At 69.2% G+C, this 22,631-nt stretch carries 21 protein-coding genes; 12 read left to right on the plus strand and 9 right to left on the minus strand.

The features are described 5' to 3' along the window. Positions 1-155: 155 nt before the first annotated feature. The 3 genes from ACX9TP_RS05115 to ACX9TP_RS05125 are packed head-to-tail and all read right to left on the minus strand — an operon-like array spanning position 156 to position 3,794. The gene (locus tag ACX9TP_RS05115; RefSeq protein WP_482978585.1) at positions 156-1,286 is read right to left on the minus strand and encodes a TadE family protein; all 1,131 of its coding nucleotides are present in this window, start codon (positions 1,284-1,286) and stop codon (positions 156-158) included. A gap of 10 nt (positions 1,287-1,296) precedes the next feature. Then, on the minus strand, positions 1,297-2,943 hold the full coding sequence (locus ACX9TP_RS05120; RefSeq protein ID WP_482978586.1) for a TadE/TadG family type IV pilus assembly protein: 1,647 nt from the start codon (positions 2,941-2,943) through the stop codon (positions 1,297-1,299). A 26-nt stretch (positions 2,944-2,969) separates the two neighbouring features. Further along, on the minus strand, positions 2,970-3,794 hold the full coding sequence (locus tag ACX9TP_RS05125; protein ID WP_482978587.1) for a TadE/TadG family type IV pilus assembly protein: 825 nt from the start codon (positions 3,792-3,794) through the stop codon (positions 2,970-2,972). 198 nt (positions 3,795-3,992) lie between these two features. On the opposite strand from ACX9TP_RS05125, the gene ACX9TP_RS05130 reads away from it, so the two are divergent. The 6 genes from ACX9TP_RS05130 (at position 3,993) to ACX9TP_RS05155 (ending at position 12,561) form a co-directional block, all read left to right on the plus strand. After that, the gene (locus tag ACX9TP_RS05130) at positions 3,993-4,841 is read left to right on the plus strand and encodes an FAD binding domain-containing protein (protein WP_482978588.1); all 849 of its coding nucleotides are present in this window, start codon (positions 3,993-3,995) and stop codon (positions 4,839-4,841) included. Next, positions 4,834-5,304 (plus strand): (2Fe-2S)-binding protein, encoded by a 471-nt coding sequence (locus tag ACX9TP_RS05135; protein WP_482978589.1) that lies wholly within the window; start codon positions 4,834-4,836, stop codon positions 5,302-5,304. Before ACX9TP_RS05130 ends, ACX9TP_RS05135 begins: the two co-directional genes overlap by 8 nt. Beyond that, positions 5,301-7,646, plus strand: a complete 2,346-nt coding sequence (locus ACX9TP_RS05140) for a xanthine dehydrogenase family protein molybdopterin-binding subunit (protein ID WP_482978590.1) — start codon at positions 5,301-5,303, stop codon at positions 7,644-7,646. The genes ACX9TP_RS05135 and ACX9TP_RS05140 overlap by 4 nt, the downstream gene beginning before the upstream one ends. A gap of 147 nt (positions 7,647-7,793) precedes the next feature. Next, the gene (locus ACX9TP_RS05145; RefSeq protein WP_482978591.1) at positions 7,794-10,940 is read left to right on the plus strand and encodes a GAF domain-containing protein; all 3,147 of its coding nucleotides are present in this window, start codon (positions 7,794-7,796) and stop codon (positions 10,938-10,940) included. Next, positions 10,937-11,395 carry a response regulator gene (locus tag ACX9TP_RS05150; protein ID WP_482978592.1) on the plus strand — a complete coding sequence of 153 codons (459 nt, stop codon included), beginning with the start codon at positions 10,937-10,939 and terminating at the stop codon, positions 11,393-11,395. The genes ACX9TP_RS05145 and ACX9TP_RS05150 overlap by 4 nt, the downstream gene beginning before the upstream one ends. Next, positions 11,392-12,561, plus strand: a complete 1,170-nt coding sequence (locus ACX9TP_RS05155) for an ATP-binding response regulator (RefSeq protein WP_482978593.1) — start codon at positions 11,392-11,394, stop codon at positions 12,559-12,561. Before ACX9TP_RS05150 ends, ACX9TP_RS05155 begins: the two co-directional genes overlap by 4 nt. Here the strand turns inward: ACX9TP_RS05155 and ACX9TP_RS05160 are convergent. Further along, complete coding sequence (locus tag ACX9TP_RS05160; RefSeq protein WP_482978594.1) at positions 12,530-13,636, minus strand: sensor histidine kinase; 1,107 nt, start codon at positions 13,634-13,636, stop codon at positions 12,530-12,532. The genes ACX9TP_RS05155 and ACX9TP_RS05160 overlap by 32 nt on opposite strands. 186 nt (positions 13,637-13,822) lie before the next feature. Here ACX9TP_RS05160 and ACX9TP_RS05165 point away from each other — a divergent pair, with 186 nt between their 5' ends. The 4 genes from ACX9TP_RS05165 to ACX9TP_RS05180 all read left to right on the plus strand — a co-directional run bounded on the left by ACX9TP_RS05165 (position 13,823) and on the right by ACX9TP_RS05180 (position 17,395). Further along, positions 13,823-14,674, plus strand: coding sequence for an alpha/beta hydrolase (locus ACX9TP_RS05165; protein WP_482978595.1), 852 nt, complete (start codon positions 13,823-13,825; stop codon positions 14,672-14,674). A 74-nt stretch (positions 14,675-14,748) separates the two neighbouring features. Further along, the gene (locus ACX9TP_RS05170) at positions 14,749-15,378 is read left to right on the plus strand and encodes a response regulator transcription factor (RefSeq protein WP_482978596.1); all 630 of its coding nucleotides are present in this window, start codon (positions 14,749-14,751) and stop codon (positions 15,376-15,378) included. Positions 15,379-15,392: 14 nt separating this feature from the next. Continuing rightward, entirely contained in the window at positions 15,393-15,761 is a 369-nt protein-coding gene (locus ACX9TP_RS05175; RefSeq protein WP_482978597.1) for a response regulator transcription factor, read from the plus strand. A gap of 53 nt (positions 15,762-15,814) precedes the next feature. Further along, positions 15,815-17,395, plus strand: coding sequence for a PAS domain-containing sensor histidine kinase (locus ACX9TP_RS05180; protein WP_482978598.1), 1,581 nt, complete (start codon positions 15,815-15,817; stop codon positions 17,393-17,395). 9 nt (positions 17,396-17,404) lie between these two features. Here the strand turns inward: ACX9TP_RS05180 and ACX9TP_RS05185 are convergent, their stop codons facing one another. Next, positions 17,405-18,280, minus strand: coding sequence for an alpha/beta fold hydrolase (locus ACX9TP_RS05185; RefSeq protein ID WP_482978599.1), 876 nt, complete (start codon positions 18,278-18,280; stop codon positions 17,405-17,407). 183 nt (positions 18,281-18,463) lie between these two features. Between ACX9TP_RS05185 and ACX9TP_RS05190 the strand changes: the two genes are divergently transcribed. Together ACX9TP_RS05190 and ACX9TP_RS05195 are read left to right on the plus strand one after the other, a co-directional pair. Next, positions 18,464-19,324, plus strand: a complete 861-nt coding sequence (locus ACX9TP_RS05190; RefSeq protein ID WP_482978600.1) for an alpha/beta fold hydrolase — start codon at positions 18,464-18,466, stop codon at positions 19,322-19,324. Between the two features lie 159 nt (positions 19,325-19,483). Continuing rightward, a complete protein-coding gene (locus tag ACX9TP_RS05195; RefSeq protein ID WP_482978601.1) occupies positions 19,484-19,693 on the plus strand; it encodes a hypothetical protein in 210 nt (69 codons plus the stop codon). 10 nt (positions 19,694-19,703) lie between these two features. Here ACX9TP_RS05195 and ACX9TP_RS05200 read toward each other — a convergent pair whose 3' ends face one another. From ACX9TP_RS05200 to ACX9TP_RS05215, 4 genes are all read right to left on the minus strand, one after another. Then, positions 19,704-20,492 carry an FRG domain-containing protein gene (locus tag ACX9TP_RS05200; protein WP_482978602.1) on the minus strand — a complete coding sequence of 263 codons (789 nt, stop codon included), beginning with the start codon at positions 20,490-20,492 and terminating at the stop codon, positions 19,704-19,706. 90 nt (positions 20,493-20,582) lie between these two features. Then, entirely contained in the window at positions 20,583-21,494 is a 912-nt protein-coding gene (locus ACX9TP_RS05205) for a DUF4202 family protein (RefSeq protein ID WP_482978603.1), read from the minus strand. A 166-nt stretch (positions 21,495-21,660) separates the two neighbouring features. After that, complete coding sequence (locus ACX9TP_RS05210; protein WP_482978604.1) at positions 21,661-22,068, minus strand: response regulator; 408 nt, start codon at positions 22,066-22,068, stop codon at positions 21,661-21,663. A 149-nt stretch (positions 22,069-22,217) separates the two neighbouring features. Then, positions 22,218-22,454, minus strand: a complete 237-nt coding sequence (locus ACX9TP_RS05215; protein WP_163989745.1) for a hypothetical protein — start codon at positions 22,452-22,454, stop codon at positions 22,218-22,220. Positions 22,455-22,631: the final 177 nt, after the last annotated feature.

Below are 22,631 nucleotides of genomic sequence, written 5' to 3' on the forward strand. Positions count from 1 at the left end.
CCGCCGGTTCGGGCGGAGGCTCACGCAACGTGGCCGCGGTCGCGACCAGGAGCAGCAGACCTCCCAGTCCGGCCATTCGCGTGAGGGTGCCTGTCCGGTCCAGGAGTGACTTCATCCGCCTGCAACCCCGAGGCGTGCAGTGCAGGAGGCCAGACCTAGTCCTGCTTGTAGTGACACGATTGGCCTCCATAGTCGTGATACTCACGACCCACTTTGTTGTCGCGGGTGTCCGAGCCATACACCGACTCAGGAAGCTCGGACTTCGTGGCGCCCTGGAAGAACTCACCGCGGCAGTTATAGGCCCGCATGGGCCAGTTGTCGTCACGGCCACTATCGCTGATGAGGCCTCGCTTCAGCTGGATGGCCCGCGGCTCGCAGGTTCCAAAACAGGCCTGCGTGTCGTTCTGCCAGTAGGCCGCGTGAAGCACATTCCCGGGCACCGTGTAGGTTGCTTTCACCGCCAGATAGTCAGCCGCCTCACCCACCGGAAGAATCTTGACGGAGTCCCGGATGTAGGAGGTGTCATTGACGTTATCCATGCGAAACATAGACGCCATGCCGCCGAGGGCGCTCAGCGCGCCACCCAGCTGCTGCTTCATGCCCGCGTCAATGATGGGCTTCACGTGGTCGTAGGTGTGCTGCTCCACGGCCGCGTAGCTGTCGCGCGGAGGGTCTCCCGGCTTCCATGCGCGCCATGTGTCATGGACAAGGAAGAGCTTCTCGTTGATTGTGTAATCCAGAGTGGCGCCGACGCCCGTGGCGTAGAAGGCAATGTAGTCGGGGATGATGCCGTTCTCGATGGTGAACGTGACCTCTGCCTTGACGGCGCCTTCGTCCAGGTTCAGCTCCATCATCCGGGCAACCTCGTCCGCATTGGTGCCGAGCGCTTTCGTAGCCGGGGTGAGAAACCGGCTTGCGCCACCCTCTATAGCCCGGTCTTCCATGGATGTGTGCTCATCAGCCTTTCTGACAAGGGGCGCGCTCCCATCCTGAACCCAGACATTGAACGTCAGCCGGTTGCGAAAAGCCGTTCCCAATGCACCTGTCCGGGTTGAGCCGTCGAGGTCCTGATATCGCGCTCTTGCGTCGACGTCGATGCCACTCGGGTCCTTCCGCACAGTGCGCTCGAAGGCCATGAAGCGGACTATCTCCGCGGCCTTGAGGCGGACTCGCTGCAGCTCCCAGAAGTAATTGGACCAGAGCACCAGCGCCACCAGGATGGGAGCCACCAGCGCGAGCTCCACCGTCGCCGCGCCCCGCTGATTCCCGCGCTTGCGTACATTCATGGTGCCCCCGTCAGTAGTTGAGCACATTCCTGTGCTCTGGAGACTGGATATCCAGTTCAGGAATGGCCTCTATCAGCAGCTTCTGCTCCCAGTGTGTCTTCAGGGGGGCCAGCCGAGCCGTCCAGAGTGGATTGAAGAAATTGGGTTCTTCCTGCCAGTTGCCCGGGCGGTGGTAGATGGCGCGTCCCACCGCGATGGCCATCATCCCGTTCGTTCTCTCCTGGAAGGTTCTGCCCGCGAAAGTTTTTTCATCGCCCACACGGCGCCAGGTCATGTCGAGCAGCCCTCCCCTGATGCCTCTCTTCGGGTCATCGAAGGTGCCTGAGCTGTTCTCCTCCATGAAGCCTCTCTTGGAGAGGGAGGTCATTTGGAATGGCTTGTCTTTCTCCTGCTCCTGGCGTTCCTCAGGAGACTTCATGTCTAGAGGTCTCATGTCCTTGGTCATGATGACGATGTTGCATGGGTAGCCGAAGTGGTTCTTCCAGGGATTGATGAAGCTCGTATCCGACGTCAGGAAAGGCGTGATGCCAGTCCAGCGGTGATGCCGGTGGCTCACGCGCGCACCGTCGTCCTTGTGGAAGCCGTCACGAGCGTCCGCGGCGACACGGACGTTCAACTCGAACACCGTGTTCCAGGGAACGAGGCCGCAGCCCGGACGCACGTCAATCTGGATGTCATCGGCGGCGTAGAGCTGGTCCTTGCGATTGCCTTCGAAGCTCTCCGCGAAGCTCTTGATCTGGCTGTCGGCCGTCTTCTGGATACGCACCTGCCCGATGACGACACAGAGGTTCAGGTCCCACTTGCGTCCGAGGAACTGCGGGCCTGTCCCCACAGCAGTCCACTCACGGCGTACGGAGTTGGCCAGGTTGCCCATCAACAGCCGGTACTTCGCCATGTTGGGCTCGGAGAGTGCATTGTCCTTGAGCAGGTTTGCGCGTTGCTTGAGTCCCGTGGGGTCGCTCAGGCTGACGACTTGTTGGTTGCTGGTGGGACCATCGTCGATGATGTGCAGGAAGTTCTTCAGATTGGAGAAGTTGAAGTTATCAACTGTGATGTCGGGGCCTGAGCCCGGTTGATAGATGACACCATCGAAGCCTGGGAATGCTTTGGGGTCCGTGAGCTTGAAGACGTCGTCGTCGGTGTTCTCTTTATCCAGGAACAGGCTGAGGAATGTGTCGAACATCATGGCTTCCTGAGCGAGCCAGAGCGCCACATTGAGTTCCGTCAGGATGGGGATGAGCGCTCGGGCTGCTGCGTCCACCGCACTCTTCCAGACCTTGATGGCCTGTGAGACGGCCGTAAGGACGGTGCCTATTCCTGGAAGGGCCTTGAGCACTTTCGATGCGGCGTTGGCTCTGATGGTCTGGTCCAGGTACACGGCGTGGCTCACATACGACATCACCGTGAGCATGGCCGAGTAGTGCACGATCATGGCTCGGTTGGTGTAGGCCAGGAAGTTATAGGCCCGCGCCTCCTTCACCGCGAACGTATAGGACTGCGCGTCGGCGGCATCCTGCAGCTTGATCTTCTCGTAGACGCCATGCCCGATGCTCACCGAGGCCATCACGCTGACGGCCAGCACCAGCATGGCCACCACGGCAATGACCATGGCCTGCCCACGCTCGTCGCGGCGCATCCTTCTCAAGAGGCTGAACATTCACAAATCTCCGTGGGGCCTGCGCTTCAGCTGTCGGTAGCGCAGCGGTCAGGACCGTGCTGGTTCTGTTGGTAGAAGTAATTCGACTGCATGCGCATGGACCAGGTGGCGACCAGAGGGATGACGTACCGGCCGCTCCCCGCCTGTGTGGCGACGCGTTGGTGGTCCTCGTCCCGCTCGGCGCCCCGCTGCTCCAGGTATTGAGTGGCGGACTGTCCTCCGACGCGCTTGTTCTCGAACTGCACGCCGCGCAGTCTGTCCAGGTACTCGCGCCCCATGTAGAAGCTGTGGAGCTGCCAGTTCGCGAAGGGAATGCGCAGCTCATAGAAATAGGTCAGCCGCACGGAGAGCAGGTTGGCCTCGATGACGCGGTCATCCCGGACATCGTCGTAGTCGATCTCCCGTTCCTGCATGTGGGAGCCGTAGATGTCGAACAGGGCGGGGAGTTCGCTCTTCTTCGGGTTGACCACCTGCAGCCGCAGGAGGGGAAGTTGGCCCGCCATGTAGAAGGTCTGCGGACCCCCGGGACCGAGAACCGCTTGGGCATACTTATCGTTGAGGTCGAGAGCCTGCTCGATGGTGTCCACGCGACCGGACAGGCCCTTCAACGGGCCCACCGTGGGCAGTAACGCCAGCAGCGCGGACCGCTCCATGATGCCGCAGTCGCCATGGTTGACGATGCCGGCCCGCACCGCACGGTAGGCGCCGTACTCCGTCATCAGCCGCGCGTGGTGCACCATGCCCAGTTGGATGATGCCCAGCACCAGGAAGACCATCATCGGGACCACGAGCGCGGTCTCGACGGCGACCTGGCCTGACTGACAGGAATTGGATGGGCGGATCGGATGCATGGCCCCCTCAAGCGCTTGTAGTGGATTGCCCTTAGTCCGGCCCGCGTCTGAAGGCCCGCTGCAATTGTACTGCAAGGCTTTGAAAGGGAATGCCCCCACGTCTGAATTGCCTGTCCAGCGGGTGACACTCCTTTTCTCTCGTAACCTGATTGCGCTACCCTGGAAGGTCGAACCGCCTGGGAAGCCTGAGGTGACGCGATGCGATACGCGGAGCCGGAGACCGTGGACGAGGGACTCGCAATCCTCTCCACCATCACTGATGCGCGCTGCCTCGCCGGGGGCGCTTCGCTGGTGTCGATGATGAACGCGGGCCAGGCCTCGCCCGCGATGCTGGTGAGCCTGCACCGCATCGAGGAGCTGGCCACCACCACGGAGTCCACCGAGGGCCTCTGGCTGGGCGCCATGTCCACCCACCGCGCCGTGGCCACCGAGGCCCGCCTTCGCGGGGCCATGGAGGTCGTCCGCAGCGCCGCGAGCCAGCTCGCGCACCCGGCCATCCGCAACATGGCCACCCTGGGCGGCTCCCTCTGCCTGGCCGACCCGAAGACGGAGCTGCCCTCGGCCCTCGTCGCCGCCTCGGCCCTCGTCGAAGTCGCGGGCCCCGCCGGCAGGCGCACCCTCCCCGTGGAGCAGCTCCTCACGGGCGCCCACCAGACGTCCCTGGGGCGCGGCGAGCTGCTCACGCGCGTCCTCATCCCCCGGGGCGTCAGCGGCGCGGTGGGCCACCACCTGCGGTTCAGCCGCGTGTCCTCCGACTACCCCACCGTGTCCGTGTCACTGGTGCTCGCCATGGACGGCGACACGTGCCGCCTGGCGCGCGTGGTGCTGGGCTCCTGTGGCCCCGTGCCGCTCCACGTGGACGCGGCGGACGCGGCCCTCGTGGGCACCCGGCTGGAGGCGCGCGACGTGGCCGAGGCGGGACGGCTCCTCGTCCAGGCCTCGGCCCCCCTCGATGATGTCCGTGGCTCGGCGGAGTACCGGCGCATGCTCATCCCGCGCCTGCTCGGCCGCGCCCTGTCCCAGGCCCGGGAGCTGGCCCATGTCTGACACCGTTTCCCTCACCCTCACCATCAACGGAGCACAGCACGCGCTCACGGTGGCCCCGGAGCGCACGCTGCTGGACGTGCTGCGCGAGGAGCTCCGCCTGACGGGCACCCGGCGCGGCTGCGACGCGGGGGACTGCGGCGCCTGCACCGTCCTCGTGGACGGCCTGCCCGTGCTCTCGTGCCTGTCCCTGCCCGCGCGGCTGGGCGGACGCGACATCCGCACCATCGAGAGCGTGGAGTCCGGCGGCGAGCTCCACCCGGTGCAGCGCGCCCTCGTCCAGCACGGCGCCGTGCAGTGTGGCTTCTGCATGTCCGGCATCGTGCTCGCCGCGAAGGCGCTGCTCGCGCGCAACCCTTCCCCCACGGTGGACGAAGTCCGACACGCGCTCGGCAGCAACGTGTGCCGGTGCTCGGGCTATGCCCGCGTCGTGGAGGCCATTGCCTCGGTGGGAGGTCGTCCATGAGCCACGACGCGAAGCCGAAGCCCGTCCCGGAGCCCCTGGGCGAAGTCGTCGGACAGTCCGTGCCCAAGCCGGACGCGCGCGAGAAGGTGACGGGGCGCGCGCTCTACACCGATGACCTCGTCCTGCCCGGCATGCTGCACGGCGCCCTGCTGGGCAGCCCGCACCCGCATGCGCGCATCCTCTCGTATGACACCTCGCGGGCGAAGGCGCTGCCCGGCGTGCGCGCCGTGCTCACCGCCGAGGACCTGCCGCCCATCGACATCGGTCCCGTCATCAAGGACCAGCCGCTGCTGGCCCGGGGCAAGGTCCGCTACGCGGGCGAGCCCGTGGCCGCCGTCGCCGCGGTGGACCTGCCCACCGCGCGCAGGGCCCTGGAGCTCATCGACATCCGGTACGAAGTCCTGCCCGCCGTGTTCGACGTCGACGCGGCACTGCGCCCGGACGCACCCGTGATTCACGCGCCGCGCGGCGAGGGGCACCCCAACGTCGCCACGCACATCCGGCTGGTGGAGGGCGAGCCCGACAAGGTGTGGGCGCGGTGCGACGCCATCATCGACGACGTCTACGAGACGCCCGCGCAGCAGCACGTCTACCTGGAGCCGTGCACCACGCTGGCGGCCGTGGACCCGGACACCGGCCGAATCACCATTCATACGTCCACGCAGACGGCGTTCCGGGTGCAGGCCATCACCGCCGAGGCGCTGGCGGTGCCCATGTCCCGCATCCGCGTCCAGGTGCCCCGGGTGGGCGGCGCGTTCGGCGGCAAGGTGGAGTCCACCAACCAGCCCATCACCGTGGCCCTGGCGAAGGCGGCTGGCGCGCCGGTGCGGCTGACCTTCTCCCGCACGGACGACATGCGGATGATGCGCTCGCGCCACGGAGCCCGCATCCACATGCGCACGGGCGCGACGCGAGACGGGCGCATCCTCGCCCGCCAGGTGCGCATCCACTACGACACCGGGGCCTACGCGGACGACGGGCCCTTCGTCGCGGCCATCGGCAGCTACTTCTCGCGCGGGCCGTACCGCATCCCCCACGTCGACGTGGAGTGCTGGAGCGTCTACACCAACAAGCTCCGCGCCGGCGCGTTCCGGGGCTTCGGCAACCCGCAGGTCCACTTCGCCAGCGAACTCCAGGTGGACCGGCTCGCCGACGCGCTGGGCATGGACCCCATCGAGCTGCGGCTGCGCAACGCGCTGGAGACGGGCGAGAAGTGGCTGGGCGGCGCACCGGTGGAGAGCGGCACGCTGCGCGCCTGCCTGGAGAAGGCCCGCGAAGTCTCCGACTGGCACCGGCGCCGGGAGCGCCCGCCCACCACCTCACCCGGAAAGCGTCGCGGCATCGGCATCGCGGCCGTGGGCCACGTGTCCGCGCTGCTGGGCTCCAGCGCCACCGTGCGGCTCAACGAGGACGGCACCGTCAACGTGAGCACCGGCGCGGTGGACACCGGCCAGGGCTCGGACACGGCGCTCGCGCAGGTGGCGGCGGGCGCGCTGGGGCTTTCCCTGGAGCAAGTCAACTTCAGCCGCCCCGACACGGACACGTCCCCATATGACTGGTGCACCGGCGGCACCCGCACCACCTTCACCGTGGGCCACGTCATCGCCGAGGCGTGCGAGCAGGTCCGCGAGCAGCTCTTCGAGCACGCCAGCGCGATTCTGGAGCGTCCCGTGAAGCAGCTCGAGCTGCGGCCCGGCGGCGTCGTGGGCGTCCGGGGCGAGCCCGGCCGGTCCACCACCTTCGGCGCCATCTCCGGGTATGCGCTCTATGTCGCGGGCGGGCCCATCATCGCCTCCTCGCGGTGGCTGTTCCCCGCGTGGCAGCTCGACACGCGCCGCACGACGGTGGAGGGGCTGCCCTCCATGGGCAACGGCTTCTTCGTCTTCGCCGCGCAGGTGGCCGAAGTCGAGGTGGACGAGGTGACGGGCAAGGTGGACGTGCTGGAGGCGTGGTGCGTCCACGACGTGGGCCGGGCGCTCAACCCCGCCGCGGCGGCGGGGCAGGTGCAGGGCGGCTTCGTCCAGGGGCTCGGCTACGCGCTGACGGAGGAGCTGGTGTGGAAGGACGGCCACCTGGTGAATCCCTCCATGGGTGGCTACAAGGTGCCGGGCGCGCTCGACGTGCCCGTCGCCATCCACCCCGTCCTGCTGGAGCACGCCTTCGGGCCCGGGCCCTTCGGCGCCAAGGGCGTGGCGGAGGTGGCCGTGGTGGGCGCGGCGCCCGCCATCATCAACGCCGTCCGCCATGCCACGGGCGTGTGCCTCCGGCAGATTCCGGCCACGGGCGAGCGGGTGCTGCGCACCCTGCTCGCGCACGAGGAGCGGGCCGCGAAGGACGCCTGAGCCCAGGAGCCAGGTGGGCGTGAGAGGCGAGCGACGCCTGCACGCCTGGAGAGGGGGCTGACCCCGGAGGTGATTGTCGGCTGCCGGAAAGGCCGCCTCATGACGAAAGGTGGAGTGTGGACGGGCTGTTAACGTCCGGTGCCTCCCATGACACACCCCCTCTCCAGTCCTCCGGCCAGGACACCGGAGCCCCTGGCGACCGAAGCGCACGCGGGCCTGCACCTGGGGGATGCCTTCCATCAGATTGCGGAGAGCATTCCCCATCTCATCTGGATTACGCGGCCGGACGGCTACCACGAGTACTACAACGCGCCCTGGTACGAGTACACGGGCCTCACCCCCGAGCAGGCGGTGGGAGAAGGGTGGCGGCTGGCCTTCCACCCGGACGACCTGGGGGAGGCCGGCAGGCGCTGGGCCCACTCGCTGCGCACCGGCGAGCCCTACGAGGTGGAGTACCGCTGCCGCCGCCACGACGGGGTGTGGCGCTGGTTCCTCGGCCGCGCGCGCCCCGTGCGGGACGAGGGCGGGCGCATCCTCCGCTGGTTCGGCACCTGCACGGACATCGACGACCAGAAGCGCGCCGCGGACTCCATGCGCCTGATGGACGAGGCCAGCGCGCTCCTGTCCGCCTCGCCGCTGGACTACGAGGCCACGCTGGCGGCGCTGACGCGGCTGACGGTGCCCCGGCTGGCGGACTGGTGCGCCATCGAAATCGCCAGCGAGGATGGCTCCACGCGGCAGGTGGGCGTGGCGCACGTGGACCCGGACAAGGTGCGCTTCGCCGAGGAGCTGCGGGTGCGCTACCCACCCCGCCCGGAGGACCCGTCCGGCGTGCTGTCCGTCATCCGCACGGGCCAGCCCGTCCTGATGCCCGACATCCCGGACGACGTGCTGGTGGTCAGCGCCCGCGACGCGGAGCACCTGCGCATCGCCCGCGAGCTGGGGTTGCGCTCGGCGCTGGTGCTGCCGCTGAAGGCGCGCGGACGCACCCTGGGCGCGCTCACGCTCGTCACCGCGGAGTCGGGCCGGCGCTACTCCGCCGAGGACATGCCGCTGGCCGAGCAGCTCGCCTCGCGCGCCGCGCTCGCGGTGGACAACGCGCGCCTGTACCGCGACGCGCAGGAGGCCCTGCGGCGCAGCGAGTCCGAGCGCAACCTCGCGGAGCTGTTGATGCGCATCGGCGGCTCGCTCGCGTCCGAGTTGGACGCCACGAAGCTCGTGCAGCGCATCACCGACGAGACGGTGGCCCTCACCGGCGCCGCCTTCGGGGCCTTCTTCGAGAACCGCGTGGACGCGCGCGGCGACTCGTACATGCTCTACACGCTGACCGGCGCGCCGCGCGAGGCCTTCGCGCACATGCCCATGCCGCGCAACACCGCCATCTTCGGCCCCACCTTCCGGGGCGAGGGCACGCGGCTGCTGGACGACGTGACGCAGCACCCCGACTACGGGAAGAGCCCGCCCTACCACGGCATGCCCCGGGGGCACCTGCCCGTGCGCAGCTACCTGGCCGTGCCGGTGAAGAGCCGCTCGGGGGAGGTCCTCGGCGGACTGTTCTTCGGGCACCCGGAGCCGGGGCGCTTCCGGCCGGAGCATGCGCGGCTGGTGGAGGGCGTGGCGTCGCAGGCGGCGGTGGCGCTGGACAACGCGCGCCTGTTCCAGGATGCCCGCCGCATGGAGGAGCGCTTCCGCTCGCTCGTCAGCGCCAGCGCCCAGGCCGTGTGGGTGACGCACCCGGAGGGCGACATCGTGGAGGACAGCCCGTCCTGGCGCGCCTTCACCGGGCAGTCGTATGAGCAGTGGCGGGGCAGGGGGTGGCTGGACGCCATCCACCCGGACGACCGCGAGCTGGCGGCCCGGGCCTGGAGCGTCGCGGTGGAGGCACGCGCGCCCTACGAGGTCGATTACCGCGTGCGCCGCCCGGACGGCACCTATACGCCCACGAGGGCGCGCGGCGTGCCCGTGCTCAACGCGGATGGCAGCGTGCGCGAGTGGGTGGGCACCAACTCGGACATCAGCGCGCAGCTGCGCGCGGAGGAGTCCGCCCGCCGGCTGGTGCGCGAGAAGACGGGCCGCAGGCTGGAGGCGCTGCGCGCGGAGGTAAGCCACGCGCTGTCCCTGGAGGGCACCGTGCCGGACCTCCTCCAGGGCTGCGCCCAGGCCCTGGCGAAGCACCTGGAGGCCGAGGTGGCCCGGCTGTGGCTGCACGTGCGTGCCACGGAGACGCTGGAGCTGGCGGGCAACGCCGGCCCCCAGGCCCCGCCCCGCGACAAGTGGAACCGGGTGTCCGTGGGCGGTCCGGGCATGGTGAGCGAGGTGGCCCGCACGCGCCAGCAGGTCTGGGTGGGCCGCATGGACCTGGACCCGCGCGTGCTGGACGCCGCGTGGGTGCGCGACACGGGCGTTCGCGCCTTCGCGGGCATCCCCCTGCTGGTGAAGGACCAGCTCGTGGGCGTGCTGGGCATCTACAACAGCCAGGCGCTGGGCGAGGACGCGGTGGCGGCGCTGGCCGCGGTGGCGGACGCCATCGCCCAGGGCGTGGAGCGCCGCCGCGCGGAAGAGGCCCTCAAGCGGCACGCGCAGGAGCTGGCCCGCTCCAACGAGGAGCTGCAGCAGTTCGCCTACGTGGCCTCGCACGACTTGCAGGAGCCGCTGCGCATGGTGGCCAGCTACACGCAGCTGCTGGGCCGCCGCTACAAGGGGAAGCTGGACGCGGACGCGGACGAGTTCATCCACTACGCGGTGGACGGCGTCAACCGCATGCAGCGGCTCATCCAGGACTTGCTGACGTACTCGCGCGTGGGCACGCGCGGCCTGCAGCCCAGGCCGTGTGACACGCGGCGGGCGCTGGAGCGGGCGACGGCCAACCTCCAGGCGGCCATCCAGGAGAGCCACGCCACGGTGCACACCGGCCCACTGCCTCCGGTGCTCGCGGACGAGACGCAGCTGGCGCAGGTGTTCCAGAACCTCGTCGGCAACGCGCTCAAGTTCCACGGCGACGCGCCGCCCCACGTGGAGGTGGCGGGCGAGCTGAAGGGCACGGAGGTCCGCTTCACGGTGAAGGACCGGGGCATCGGCATCGACCCGCAGTACTTCGACCGCATCTTCATCATCTTCCAGCGGCTGCACGGTAAGGAGGAATACCCGGGCACCGGCATCGGGCTCGCCATCTGCAAGAAGATTGTCGAGCGCCATGGAGGGCGCATCGGCCTGGAGTCCCAGCAGGGGAAGGGGACGACCTTCTGGTTCACCCTGCCCGCCGCGCCGTCCGCCCAGGAGCCTGAGTCACCATGAATCACGACGAGTCTGGACAACCGATTGAAATCCTCCTCGTGGAGGACAACCCCGGCGACGTGCGGTTGACGATTGAGGCCCTCAAGGAGGGCAAGGTGCGCAACACCCTGTCGGTGGCGCGCGACGGCGTGGAGGCGCTGGCCTTCCTGCGCAAGCAGGGCCCGCATGCGCACGCGGCCCGGCCGGACCTCATCCTGCTGGACCTGAACCTGCCCCGGAAGGACGGGCGCGAGGTGCTGGCCGAAATCAAGGAGGACCCCTCCCTGCGCCGCATCCCCGTGGTGGTGCTCACCACCTCCAAGGCGGAGGAGGACATCCTGCGCACCTATGACTTGCACGCGAACTGCTACATCGCCAAGCCGGTGGACCTGGAGCAGTTCATCTCCGTGGTGCGCTCCATCGACGACTTCTGGCTGTCCGTCGTCCGGCTGCCGCCCAAGCCCGAGGCGTCATGAGCGCGAGGGCGACGGACGAGCAGTCGCTGCGCGTGCTGCTGGTGGAGGACAACCCCGGGGACGCGCGCCTGCTCCAGGAGGAGCTGCGGGAGTATTCGTCTTCGACGCGCTTCGAGGTGGTCCACGTGGAGCGCCTGGCACACGCGCTGGGCGTGGTGGCCGAGGCGCGCGTGGACGCGGTGCTGCTGGACTTGTCGCTGCCGGACGGGCACGGGCTGGGCAACATCTCGCGCATGCTGCAGGCGGCGCCCTCGGTGCCGCTGGTGGTGCTCACCGGCACGGACGACGAGCGGCTCGCGGTGCAGGCGGTGCACGAGGGCGCCCAGGACTACCTCGTGAAGGGGCAGGTGACGGGCCCGCTGCTGGTGCGCGCCCTGCGCTACGCGATTGAGCGCAAGCGGGTGGAGGAGGGGCTCAAGCGCGAGGAGGCCGCGCGGCAGACGGCGGTGTTCCGCGAGCAGTTCCTCGGCATCCTCGGGCACGACTTGCGCAATCCCCTGCAGGCCATCTCCGGCAACGCGGCGCTGCTCTTGCGCTACGGCGGGCTGGCCGAGCCGCAGCGCAAGGCCGTCAACCGCATCTCCATCTCCGCGGACCGGATGGCGCGGATGATCAACGACCTGCTGGACTTCACCCGCACGCGCCTGGGCGGTGGCTACGCGCTCGACCGCGCGCGGATGAACGTGCACGACGTCGTCCAGCAGGTGGTGGAGGAACTGGAGGTGGCGCACCCCAGGCGCCGCTTCGAGCTGAGCCTGTCCGGCAACGGCTGGGGCGAGTGGGACGCGGACAGAATCGCCCAGGCGGCCTCCAACCTGGTGGGCAATGCCGTGCAGTACTCGCCGGAGGACACGGCGGTGACGGTGTCCGTGCGCGACGAGGACGGGGGCGTGCACCTGGAGGTCCACAACTGGGGGCTGCCCATCCCCGCCGAGCGCCTGCCGCACATCTTCGACCCCTTCGTGCGCGCCCAGGACATGCGCAGCGCGCAGCGCAACGGGCTGGGGCTGGGGCTCTACATCACCCACGAAATCGTGCGCGCCCACGGCGGCCTGCTGCGGGTGACGTCCACGGCGCAGGAGGGCACCCGCTTCTGGCTGCACCTGCCGCGACACGAGGCCGCCACGGCCGGCGTCACCCGGCGGCTCGCGCCCCCGGAAGCGTGAAGAAGAAGGTACTGCCCGCGTCCGGCTGGCTCTCGACCCAGATGCGTCCGCCGTGGGCCTCCACGATGCACCTGGAGATGTAGAGCCCCAGGCCGAGCCCACGCTTGTCCCGCTCGGCGCCCTGCCAGAAGCGCTCGAAGATTCGCTCCAGCTTCTCGCCGCTGATGCCCGGGCCCGTGTCGGTGACGGAGAACCGGACCTCCTCTCCCGCGGGCTCGACGCGAATCGAAATCCGGCCGCCCTCGGGCGTGAACTTGATGGCGTTGCTCATCAGGTTCGCGAGCACCTGAAGCACCCGGTCATGGTCGAAGCGGGCCAGCAATGAGTCCCGGGCCACTTCCGAGTCGAGCGAGAGGCTCTTGGCCGACGCGGAAGGCTGGAAGGCCTCCACCGTTTCCCGGATGAGGCGAATCGCATCTTCGGGCCGGGGCTCTACCAGGAGCTGGCCTGCCTCGATGCTGACCACGTCCAGCAGGTCTCCGATGAGCCGGTTCATCCGAGCGGTGAAGTGCTGGATGCTCTCCGCGTTCTTGCGGACTCGCTGCCCGGCCGCGTCCTCGGAGGTGCTCTTGACGAGCATGGCCGCGCGCATGGCGATGCCGCCGAGCAGCGTCCTCAGGTCGTGGCTCACCATCCCCAGGAAGTCGTCTCGCGCCGCCAGGACTTCGTCCGAGCGCTCCCGCTCAATCAGCAGGTGCTGGTCCGTCTTCTCCCGTTCCAGCCGGAGAAGGCTCGCCAGGGCTTGCTTGCTCGCCTCGCGCTCATCCTGGAGCTTCTCGTCCGAGGTCGTCCGCTCCTGCAGCAGGGTGGCGTCCTCCCGGGCCCGCTCGAGGGCCACGCTCTGGCGCTCCTGGTGAGGCGCCTCGCTCCGCGACAGCTTTGCATCTGTCTTGGCCCGGTCCTCCCTCAGCGATACGTCCGCATCGGCTCGCGTACGCTGGACGGCCGCATCGGCGTCTTCCTCGATGGAGTTCCGTCGCTTGCTGAATTCGGTGTCAGCCGTCAGCCGCTCGTCGCGGAGGCTCTGGTCCGTGCTGTCCTGGTCCTGGCGCGGCTTCTTGTTCTTGGGCCCCATACCCGAAGCCCTAACAGGTACCTGGCGGACCTTCATGCCTGTGCGCCCCCTTCTGGAGGGGAAGAGGGGTATTCCACACTCCTTGCAGACCCATACCTAGGTATGGGCCGCACAGCCTCACGTAGAATGGGTTTCAGCGCGGCCCCGGCGCATTCTCCTGCCATCAACGACTCAGGAGATTGCGCCATGCCGCTTCCCGCTCCTTCGAAGACGATTGTGCTCATCCACGGTGCCTGGCTGACCCCCGCTTCATGGGAGGGCTTCCGCGCCCGCTACGAGGCCCGGGGCTACAAGGTCATCACCCCGGCCTGGCCCTACCTGGACCGGCCCGTCGCCGAGCTGCGCGACGGCGTGGACCCCCGGTTCGCGAAGCTGAACCTGGAGGACATCGTCAACCACTACGACGCCATCATCCGCGCCCTGCCGGAGAAGCCCATCCTCATGGGCCACTCGTTCGGAGGCCTCATCGTGCAGGTGCTGCTGGACCGCGGCCTGGGCGTGGCGGGCGTGGCCATCGACCCGGGGCCGCCGTTCGGCGTCCCGGCGCATCCTTTGGCCATCTGGACGTCGCGGTCCGTCTTCACCGCGTGGAACGGGTGGAACCGCGCGCTGAAGATGAGCTTCGACGGCTTCCGCGAGGGCTTCGCCAACACCCTGCCGGAGTCGGAGCTGCGCGTGGCCTGGGAGAAGTACATCGTCCCGACGCCGGGCCGCATCTTCTTCCAGGCCGTGCTGGGCAAGGGCTCGAAAATCAAGGCGGGCAATCCGGAGCGGGCGCCCCTGCTGCTCACCGCCGCCGAGTTCGACCGGACGATTCCCCTGCCGATGGTCCTGACGAATGCGAAGAAGCAGGCGAAGTCGCCGTCCAGGACGGAGTTCAAGATGTTCCCCGACCGCTCGCACTTCCTGTGCCTCGAGGAGGGCTGGGAAGAGGTGGCCGACTTCTCCCTCGACTGGGCGGTGGACGCGGCCCGCGCCACCGTGCCCGTCTCCGTCGCGGCCGCCGCCGGCACGCAGCGGCTGGGCGCGGCGGTCTGAGCCGGGCCGTGATTGCCGCCTCCGTTTCACCGTGCCACGCTGACGGCATGGGTGAGGAAGCCTTGGTCCACATCGTGGACGACGACTCGTCGCTGCGCACCGCCTTGCAGACCCTCTTCCGCTCCGTGGGCATGAAGGCCCGGGCCTATGACTCGGTGCGGGCCTTCCTCGACGCCGAGCGGGGAGACGCACCGGGCTGCCTGTTGCTCGACGTGCGCCTGCCCGGGACGAGCGGCCTCGCCTTCCAGGGGCAGCTCGAGTCGCTCGGCATCGACCTGCCGGTCATCATGATGACCGGCCACGGCGACATCCCCATGTCGGTGCGGGCGATGAAGGCGGGGGCCGTCGACTTCCTGGCCAAGCCCTTTCGCGAGCAGGACCTGCTCGACGCGGTGGCGGTGGCGGTGGAGAGACATCGCGGTCAGCGCTCCGTGCGCGAGGACCAGGCGGACCTGCGCAGGCGCTTCGACAGCCTGTCGCCCCGCGAGCAGCAGGTGATGACGCGGGTGACGGCCGGGCTGCTCAACAAGCAGGTGGCCGGCGAGCTGGGCCTGAGTGAAATCACCGTGAAGATTCACCGCGGCTCGGTGATGCGAAAGATGGAGGCGGACTCGCTCGCCGACCTGGTGCGCATGGCCGAGGCGCTGAAGCTCCCGAAGACCCTGGACGCGGCCTCACCTCCCTCCCAGGCGCGAAAACCCTAGTCTGGAAGAAGGCCATGTCGCCCGAGTCCCTCATCTCCGTAGTCGACGACGACGCGTCGGTCCGCACGGCGGTCCTCAGCCTGCTCCGCTCGCTCGGACTGAAGGGACTGGCGTTCGACAGCGCCGAGGCGTTCCTGGAGTCGGGGGAGCTGGAGACGACGAAGCTGGTCATCACCGACATCCACATGCCGGGCATGAGCGGCATCGACCTCAAGCGGCAGCTCGATGCGCGGGGCTCCACCGTGCCCGTCATCATGATTACCGCCAAGTCTGAATCCTCCGTGATGGAGCGCGCGCGGGCGTGCAATCCGTCCTGCCTGCTGAAGAAGCCGTTCGACAGCGACGAGTTCGTTGCTTGCGTCGAGCGCGCCCTGGCAAGGTAGGTTCCCCCGGCGCTCGCCCCGGAGCGCTTCAGGACTCTTGTCGGAGCAGGCTGATGCCGGAAGCAAAGGGTGCGGAGGCCGTCTTCGGCCCGCTCATCGACGGAGCGTCCGAGAGCATCATCGTCCGGGACACGGATGGCCGCGTCCTGCTGTGGAACAAGGCGTCGGAGGCGCTCTACGGCTACGCGCGCGACGCCATGCTGGGCCGCCACCTCCACGACAGCCTCAATGCCCATTCCCCGCCGACGCTGGCGCGCTTCGAGCAACAGCTGTTGGCGCAGGGGCACTGGGAAGGCGAGCTGAAGCGGACCACCGCCTCCGGGGAGGAGAAGCGCGTCGAGGTCCGGTGGACGGTGCAGCATGGCCCGGACGGCCAGCCCGCCTTCATCCTCGAGTATGGCCGAGACCTCACGCGCCTGAGCGAGCTGGAGGTGGAGTCCCGCGCGCAGGCGCACCGCTACCGCAACCTGTTCCAGGCCATGGCGGCGTCGTTCTGGGAGCTCGACTTCTCCGAGGTGCGCAAGATGCTGGGCCAGCGCATCCACGAGGGCGTGGAGGACTTCCGCGCGTACTTCGCGGCGCACCCCGAGTTCATCGACGCCGCCATCGCCGTGACGCGCGTGGTGGACGTCAACGACAAGACGGCGATGCTGTTCGGCGCCGGCAGCCGCGAGGACCTCGTCGGGGGCACCGTGGCCCCGTTCTGGCCGCCGGAGAGCCGCCACGTCTATGCCGAGAGCCTGCTGGCCTCGGTGGACCGCCTGCCTGGCCTGTCGCGGGAGACGCGCCTGTCCACGCTCGACGGGCGGATGATGGAGGTGCTGTTCACTGTCTGCTGGCCGTCGGGCCACCATGGGCGCGGCACCGTCCTCGTCGGCGTCATCGACCTGTCGGACCGCGTGGCGGCGGAGCGGGAGGTGCGCCGCCTGCAGAGCGAGTTCGCCCATGCCTCGCGCCTGTCGATGCTCGGAGAGCTGACGGCGTCGATTGCGCACGAGGTGAACCAGCCGCTGGCCGCCATCGTCACCAACGGCGCGGCGGGGGCGCGCTGGCTGTCGCGGCCCCAGCCGGACCTGGACGAGGTGCGCGCCATCCACGCCAACATGGTGGGCGACGCGCGGCGCGCCGCCGACATCATCGCCCGCATCCGCGCCATGGCGTCCAACAAGGCCGCGGAGCGACAGCGGCTGTCGCCCAACCAGGTCATCGAGGAGGCGGTGCTGTTCCTCCGCCACGAGCTGATGGCGCACGAGGTGGAGCTGCGCCTCGGGCTCGCCAGCGGCCTGCCGGACATCGAGGCCGACCGCGTGCAGCTCCAGCAGACCGTGGTCAACCTGGCGCTCAATGCCATGCAGGAGATGAAGCGCGCCGGCTGCCCCCGGCCGCGGCTCGACCTGGTGACGCTGGCGCGCGACGGCGAGCTGCGCTGCTGCATCGAGGACTCGGGGCCGGGCATTCCGCCGGAGCATCACGACCGGCTCTTCCAGAGCTTCTTCACCACCAAGGCGAACGGCCTGGGCATGGGGCTGTCCATCTGCCGCAACATCATCGAGGCGCACGGCGGCCGCATCTGGGCGGAGAACCTCCCCGCGGGCGGCGCGCGCTTCGTCTTCACCCTGCCGTTCGCCCGGTAGGGGCCGCGCCTAGCCCTGGATGAAGGCCAGCAGGTCCTTGTTGAGGACGTCCTTGTTGACCGCGAGCATGCCGTGGCTGAAGCCCGGATAGACTTTCAGCTTCGCGCCCTTGACCAGGGTGGCCGTGAGCCGCCCCCCACCGTCGATGGGGACAATCTGGTCGTCGTCGCCGTGCATCACCAGGGTGGGCACGTCGAACCTCTCGAGGTCGGCGCGGAAGTCCGTCTCCGAGAAGGCCTTGATGCAGTCGTACTCGGCCTTCAGCGCGCCCATCATGCTCTGCATCCAGAAGCTCTCGCGCAGGCCCTCGGAGACCTTCGCGCCCGGACGGTTGAAGCCGTAGAACGCCAGGCTCAGCTCCCTGAAGTAGCTGGCGCGGTCATTGCGAACGCCGGCGCGGATACCGTCGAAGACCTCGCGGGGCAGGCCGTTGGGGTGCCAGTCCGTCTTCAGCATGATGGGCGGCACGGCGCTGACGAGCACGGCCTTGGCGACGCGTGACGTGCCGTGGCGGCCGAGGTAGCGCGTGACTTCGCCGCCGCCCGTCGAGTGGCCGATGTGGATGGCCTTCTTCAGGTCGAGCGCGGCGGTGAGCTGGGCGAGGTCATCCGCGTAGGTGTCCATCTCGTGCCCGTCCCACGGCTGTGACGAGCGGCCGTGGCCCCGGCGGTCATGCGCGATGGTGCGATAGCCCTGCTCGGAAAGGAACAGCATCTGGTCCTCCCAGGCGTCGGAGCTGAGGGGCCAGCCATGGGAGAAGACAATGGGCTGGCCGTCCTTCGGACCCCAGTCCTTGAAGTAGAGCTGCGTGCCATCCCGGGTGGTGAGGTAGCTGCCGTCGAGCTTGCCAGCGGGAACGGTATGGGGGCGCGTCTTGGAATCCATGGGCGCTTCCTTTCGGCGAGGGGCGTTGAAGCGCCGGGAGGATGCGCGTCGCAATCACGTCCCGCCATCGTACCGGGGGTTGGGGCGCCTCATACGAAGGTTCAGGTCGGCCAGCCCACAGTACAAAAGACGGCGACGGGCCCTCTCCGCATGATTCCCCACGCGATTCCCAAGGAGAACGCCATGGACATGCCCGCTTCCACCCAGACCGCCGTCAACACGCCCACCCGCTTCGTGGAGGTGAAGGGCCGCCGCCTCGCGTACCGAGACATCGGCCAGGGCGTGCCGCTCATCCTGTGCCTGCGGTTTCGCGGCGTCCTCGACTCGTGGGACCCCGCCTTCCTCGATGCGCTGGCGGCCCACCACCGCGTCATCACCTTCGACTACTCCGGCCTGGGCCAGTCCACGGGGACGCCCAGCTACGTGCGCACGCGGATGGCGCAGGACGCCCTCGACCTGGCGGACGCGCTCGGCCTGGAGCGCTTCGTCATCGGCGGCTGGTCGCTGGGTGGCATCGCGGCGCAGGTGCTGACGCGCCTGCACCCCGAGCGCGTCAGCAAGCTCATCCTGATTGGCACCACCCCGCCGGGGAAGGTGCGCTTCGGGGCGAAGCCCATCTTCTTCGAGCGCGCCCTCAAGCCGGTGAATGACCTGGATGATGAGACGGTGCTGTTCTTCCATCCGCCGTCGAGCCGCTCCCGCGCCGCCGCGGTGGACTCGCACCACCGCATCGCGGCGCGCACCACGGACACCAGCCCGGCGATTCCCATCGACACCGTGATGAAGCTGCTGGCCGAGACGAAGGCCGAGGACATCTTCGTCGACGACAACGGCTACCGGGACTTCCTCATGACGACCGACATCCCCGTCCTGGTCATCTCCGGCGACCAGGAAATCGTCTTCCCGGTGGAGAACTGGTTCGACGTCGCGCCGCGGACGCAGTCGGTGCACCTGATGGTCTTCCCCCAGATGGGGCACGGCCCGCAGCACGAGGCGCCGCAGGTCTGCGCCGACCTGATGACGAGCTTCATCGCGAACCGCTGAAGGGCTCGCTGGCCGCCTGCCTGCCCTGGTGGCGGGCGGACAGCGAGCGAGCGTCCGGGGAGGCGGCGCCGCGAACGGCGGCAGGACACATCTTGGCGGGGTGGAGTCAACGCGGCCGCCCGCCCCTGGCGCGCGGCCCCCGATACGGAGGTCCAACACATGGCGCTTCTTGGATTCACGCTGCTGGGTGTCGTCATCTTCTACGGGCTCATGCTGGCGGTCATCATCGGCGGCGCCTTCGGCAACAAGCGCGTGAAGGACCTGCGCGAGCTCACCGAGCAGCAGCGGGCCGCGGGCCTGACGGGGGACACCACGATGAACGACCCCTACGCGCTGGACTACGACGACCGCCGCCACGTGCCTGCTTGAGGCGGGCGCTTCAGCGGGGCCGCGGGCTGTAGTAGCGGCGCAGCCAGCGGCTCAGCCCGTCCAGGCCGGGGAAGAGCACGCGCTCGGTGACGTTGGCCTGGTCCAGCTTGTCGCGCACCTCCCACTTCAGGGCGGCGGGGATGATGAGCTTCCTCACGCCCTTCTCCTGGTCCTCGAGGAACTCGTCCAGGCGCAGCGCGGGCCCGTTCATCACCGAGAAGAGCGCGAACTGGTTGATGATGCGCGCGTCCAGCGAGGGCGGCTCGAAGAAGAGCACGAAGGGGTGCTTCGCCAGCCGGTCGAACGCGCCCAGGTCTCCGGCCACCGCGGCCAGCATGTCCGCGGTGAAGACGTCCGCGCCCTCCTGCTTGAGCTGGGCCTTCAGGGGCCTGGGCAGCAGGCGGTTCGTCTCGTGGTAGTCCACGCACCACACCACGCCGTCCTGTCCCGCCAGCTCGGTGTCCTCGGTGAGGAAGTGCAGCGCGACGTTCGGACTGAACGTCCAGTCCAAGAGCCGCGTGGGCAGCCCGTGGTGCTGGGCCAGCGCCAGCCAGTCCCAGATGGAGGTCATCTGCTGCTGCGCCGCGGCGTGCGCGTACTTGCGGAAGGCGCGCAGCAGGTCCCGCTCCTGCCGCACGAACATGCCCTGGCGGTTGAGCGCCGTGGACAGGTCATGCTCCACGTGCGGCATGCCCCGGAAGACGAAGCTGGGGCGGTGACGTCCCAGCTGCTCGTTCCAGGAGCCCGCGAAGAGCGCGTCCTGGAGCTCCAACCATGTGCCGACCCGCTGCTCCCGCATGGGGTGCCCGTCCCTCCACCCGTGTCCTGCTTGATGGAACACGGCGTCCCGGTGCGTATATCCCGGTCGGGAGCAGGACTCCCCGCCAATTCAGCCCGGCCCTTCGTCGTAGAGCGACGCGGAGGCGAGCTGCACGTCGAGGAGGTTCTTCACCGTCGGGGCGAAGCGCATCTGTCCCAGCCGCCGCCGCTGCTCCGGGCGCAGGCGCGCGAGCGTGTTCGCCACCTTGCGCCGGCTGAGCTCCGCGTCGAAGTAGCGGATGAAGCCGGAGGCGTTGAGCGAGAAGAACGACAGCGCGTCCGCGTCGTTGAGCAGCGCCAGGTCCGGGTCCTCTCCGGTGCGCCCGTGCCGCGTCACCAGCTCCTTCACGCGCTGGCAGGTGTCCACGTCCGTGCCCACCTCCTTGAGCACCCTGCGCGCCAGCTCCGCGCCGCGCGCCGCGGGGACGGCCTCCTCGGACCAGGGCTCCACGCGCCGGTCCGCCTCGGGCACCAGCCGCTCCACGTCGTGGAAGAGGGCGGCGGCCTGCACCGCGAGGTCCGCGTCCGGGCGCAGCCGCAGCACCCACTGCCACGCGTCCAGCGCGTGCTGGTAGTCCGCGCGCACCAGGGGGAGGCCCAGGTCATGCAGCGCCCGGTGGCGCGCGAGCACCCGGTCGAACAGCGGGGCCGCGGACGCCTCGTTGCGGCGGCCCACGAGGCCCTGGTAGCGGGTGAGGACCTCGAGCGCGGCGAGGACGAGCGCCTCGCCCCGCGCGCCCTCCAGGTGCAGCGCGAGCTGCTCGGAGGCCTCGTCGGCGCCGAAGACGCGCGCGTCCCAGGTGATGGGGTCGAAGTCCAGCGAGCCCCACTCGGACACGTCCAGGCGAAGCACGCGCATGCCCCGGCCGGCGGACAGCGGGGCCACCACCACCGTGGGGAACTCCGCCTGCACCAGGGCCCAGCCGTTGCCCGCGCAGGGGCCCTCGGTTCCGTAGTCGGACAGCAGCAGCTGGCGGAGCATGGCGCCTCCCGTCCGGCGGCGTACCCGAGCCCAAGCCGGTTGTCCGGCAAGCTGGAGCCGCGGCACACCAACGCCCACTGTCTCCGGAGACAGGACGAGGTGCGCTGGCGCACAGCGGGGCGGTGGGAGGGGGCCCGAGGGACGCGCGGGTGTCACCCGCCCGGCGTCAGGCCACGCGCGCGGCGGTCCGCGGCGCGGCTTCGCAGCGGCCCGGGTGGGAGAGGCGGCTGAGGATGCGCGACAGCTCACCGGGGACGAAGGGCTTGCGCAGCAGGCACACCGCGCCCTCGAAGCTGGGCAGCTCCAGGTCCAGGCCGGTGGTCAGCACCACGGGCAGCTCCGCCAGCTCGCGCTGCGCGTGCAGCAGCAGGATGAGGTCCCTGCCCTCGATGTCGGGCAGCATCCAGTCCAGCACCAGCACGTCCACGCAGGGCTCGGTGAAGAAGGCCTTCAGCGCGGCGAAGCCGTTCGCACAGGCGAGGACGCGGTAGCCCTCCAGCTCCAGGGCTTCCGTCATCGTCTCGCGCAGGATGGAATCATCCTCGGCCAGCACGATGACGGGACGGCGGGACATGCGGGGGCTCGCTTCCTGGAAGGGGGGCAGGGCGGGGAAGGGCTCCGGGGATGCGTTCTCCGCCGCTGCGCAAGAACCCCGGCGCTCGCGTGTCCTCGTCCCGCGGAAGCACGCGCGGCCGGGGCTCGGCCCTCCAGCCGCCAGGCAGGCTACGGCCGGCCGGCGTCAGCGGGCTGGTTGAAGGCGTAGGTGTCCGCGCCCGGCGCCCGGTCCTGGTGGAACATGGGGCACTTGGCGCAGGTGAAGCTGTCCCAGTCCTTCTTCACCGCCACGTCGATGCAGCCGCCGTAGAAGCGGCAGTGCACGTTGCGGTGCTCCTCGATGGAGAAGGTCTCGGCTCGAAGAGGAAGACGGAACTCGGTAGGTCGCGGCTGTGGACAGGACATGGTGACTCTCTCGCCCCCTCGTGGGTGCTGATTCCCGGGATGCTGATTTTCTCTACCGGCTGGTGCGTCGCGTCATTCCCGACGCCCCCCCGGGCGGTCCGCGCGACATGCGGGGCCTGCCTCATGGGGTCCAGCAGAGAGGGTCGTCCTGTCTAACGTCCCGGGTACACCCGCGCA

The organism is Pyxidicoccus sp. M15 (assembly GCF_056858435.1).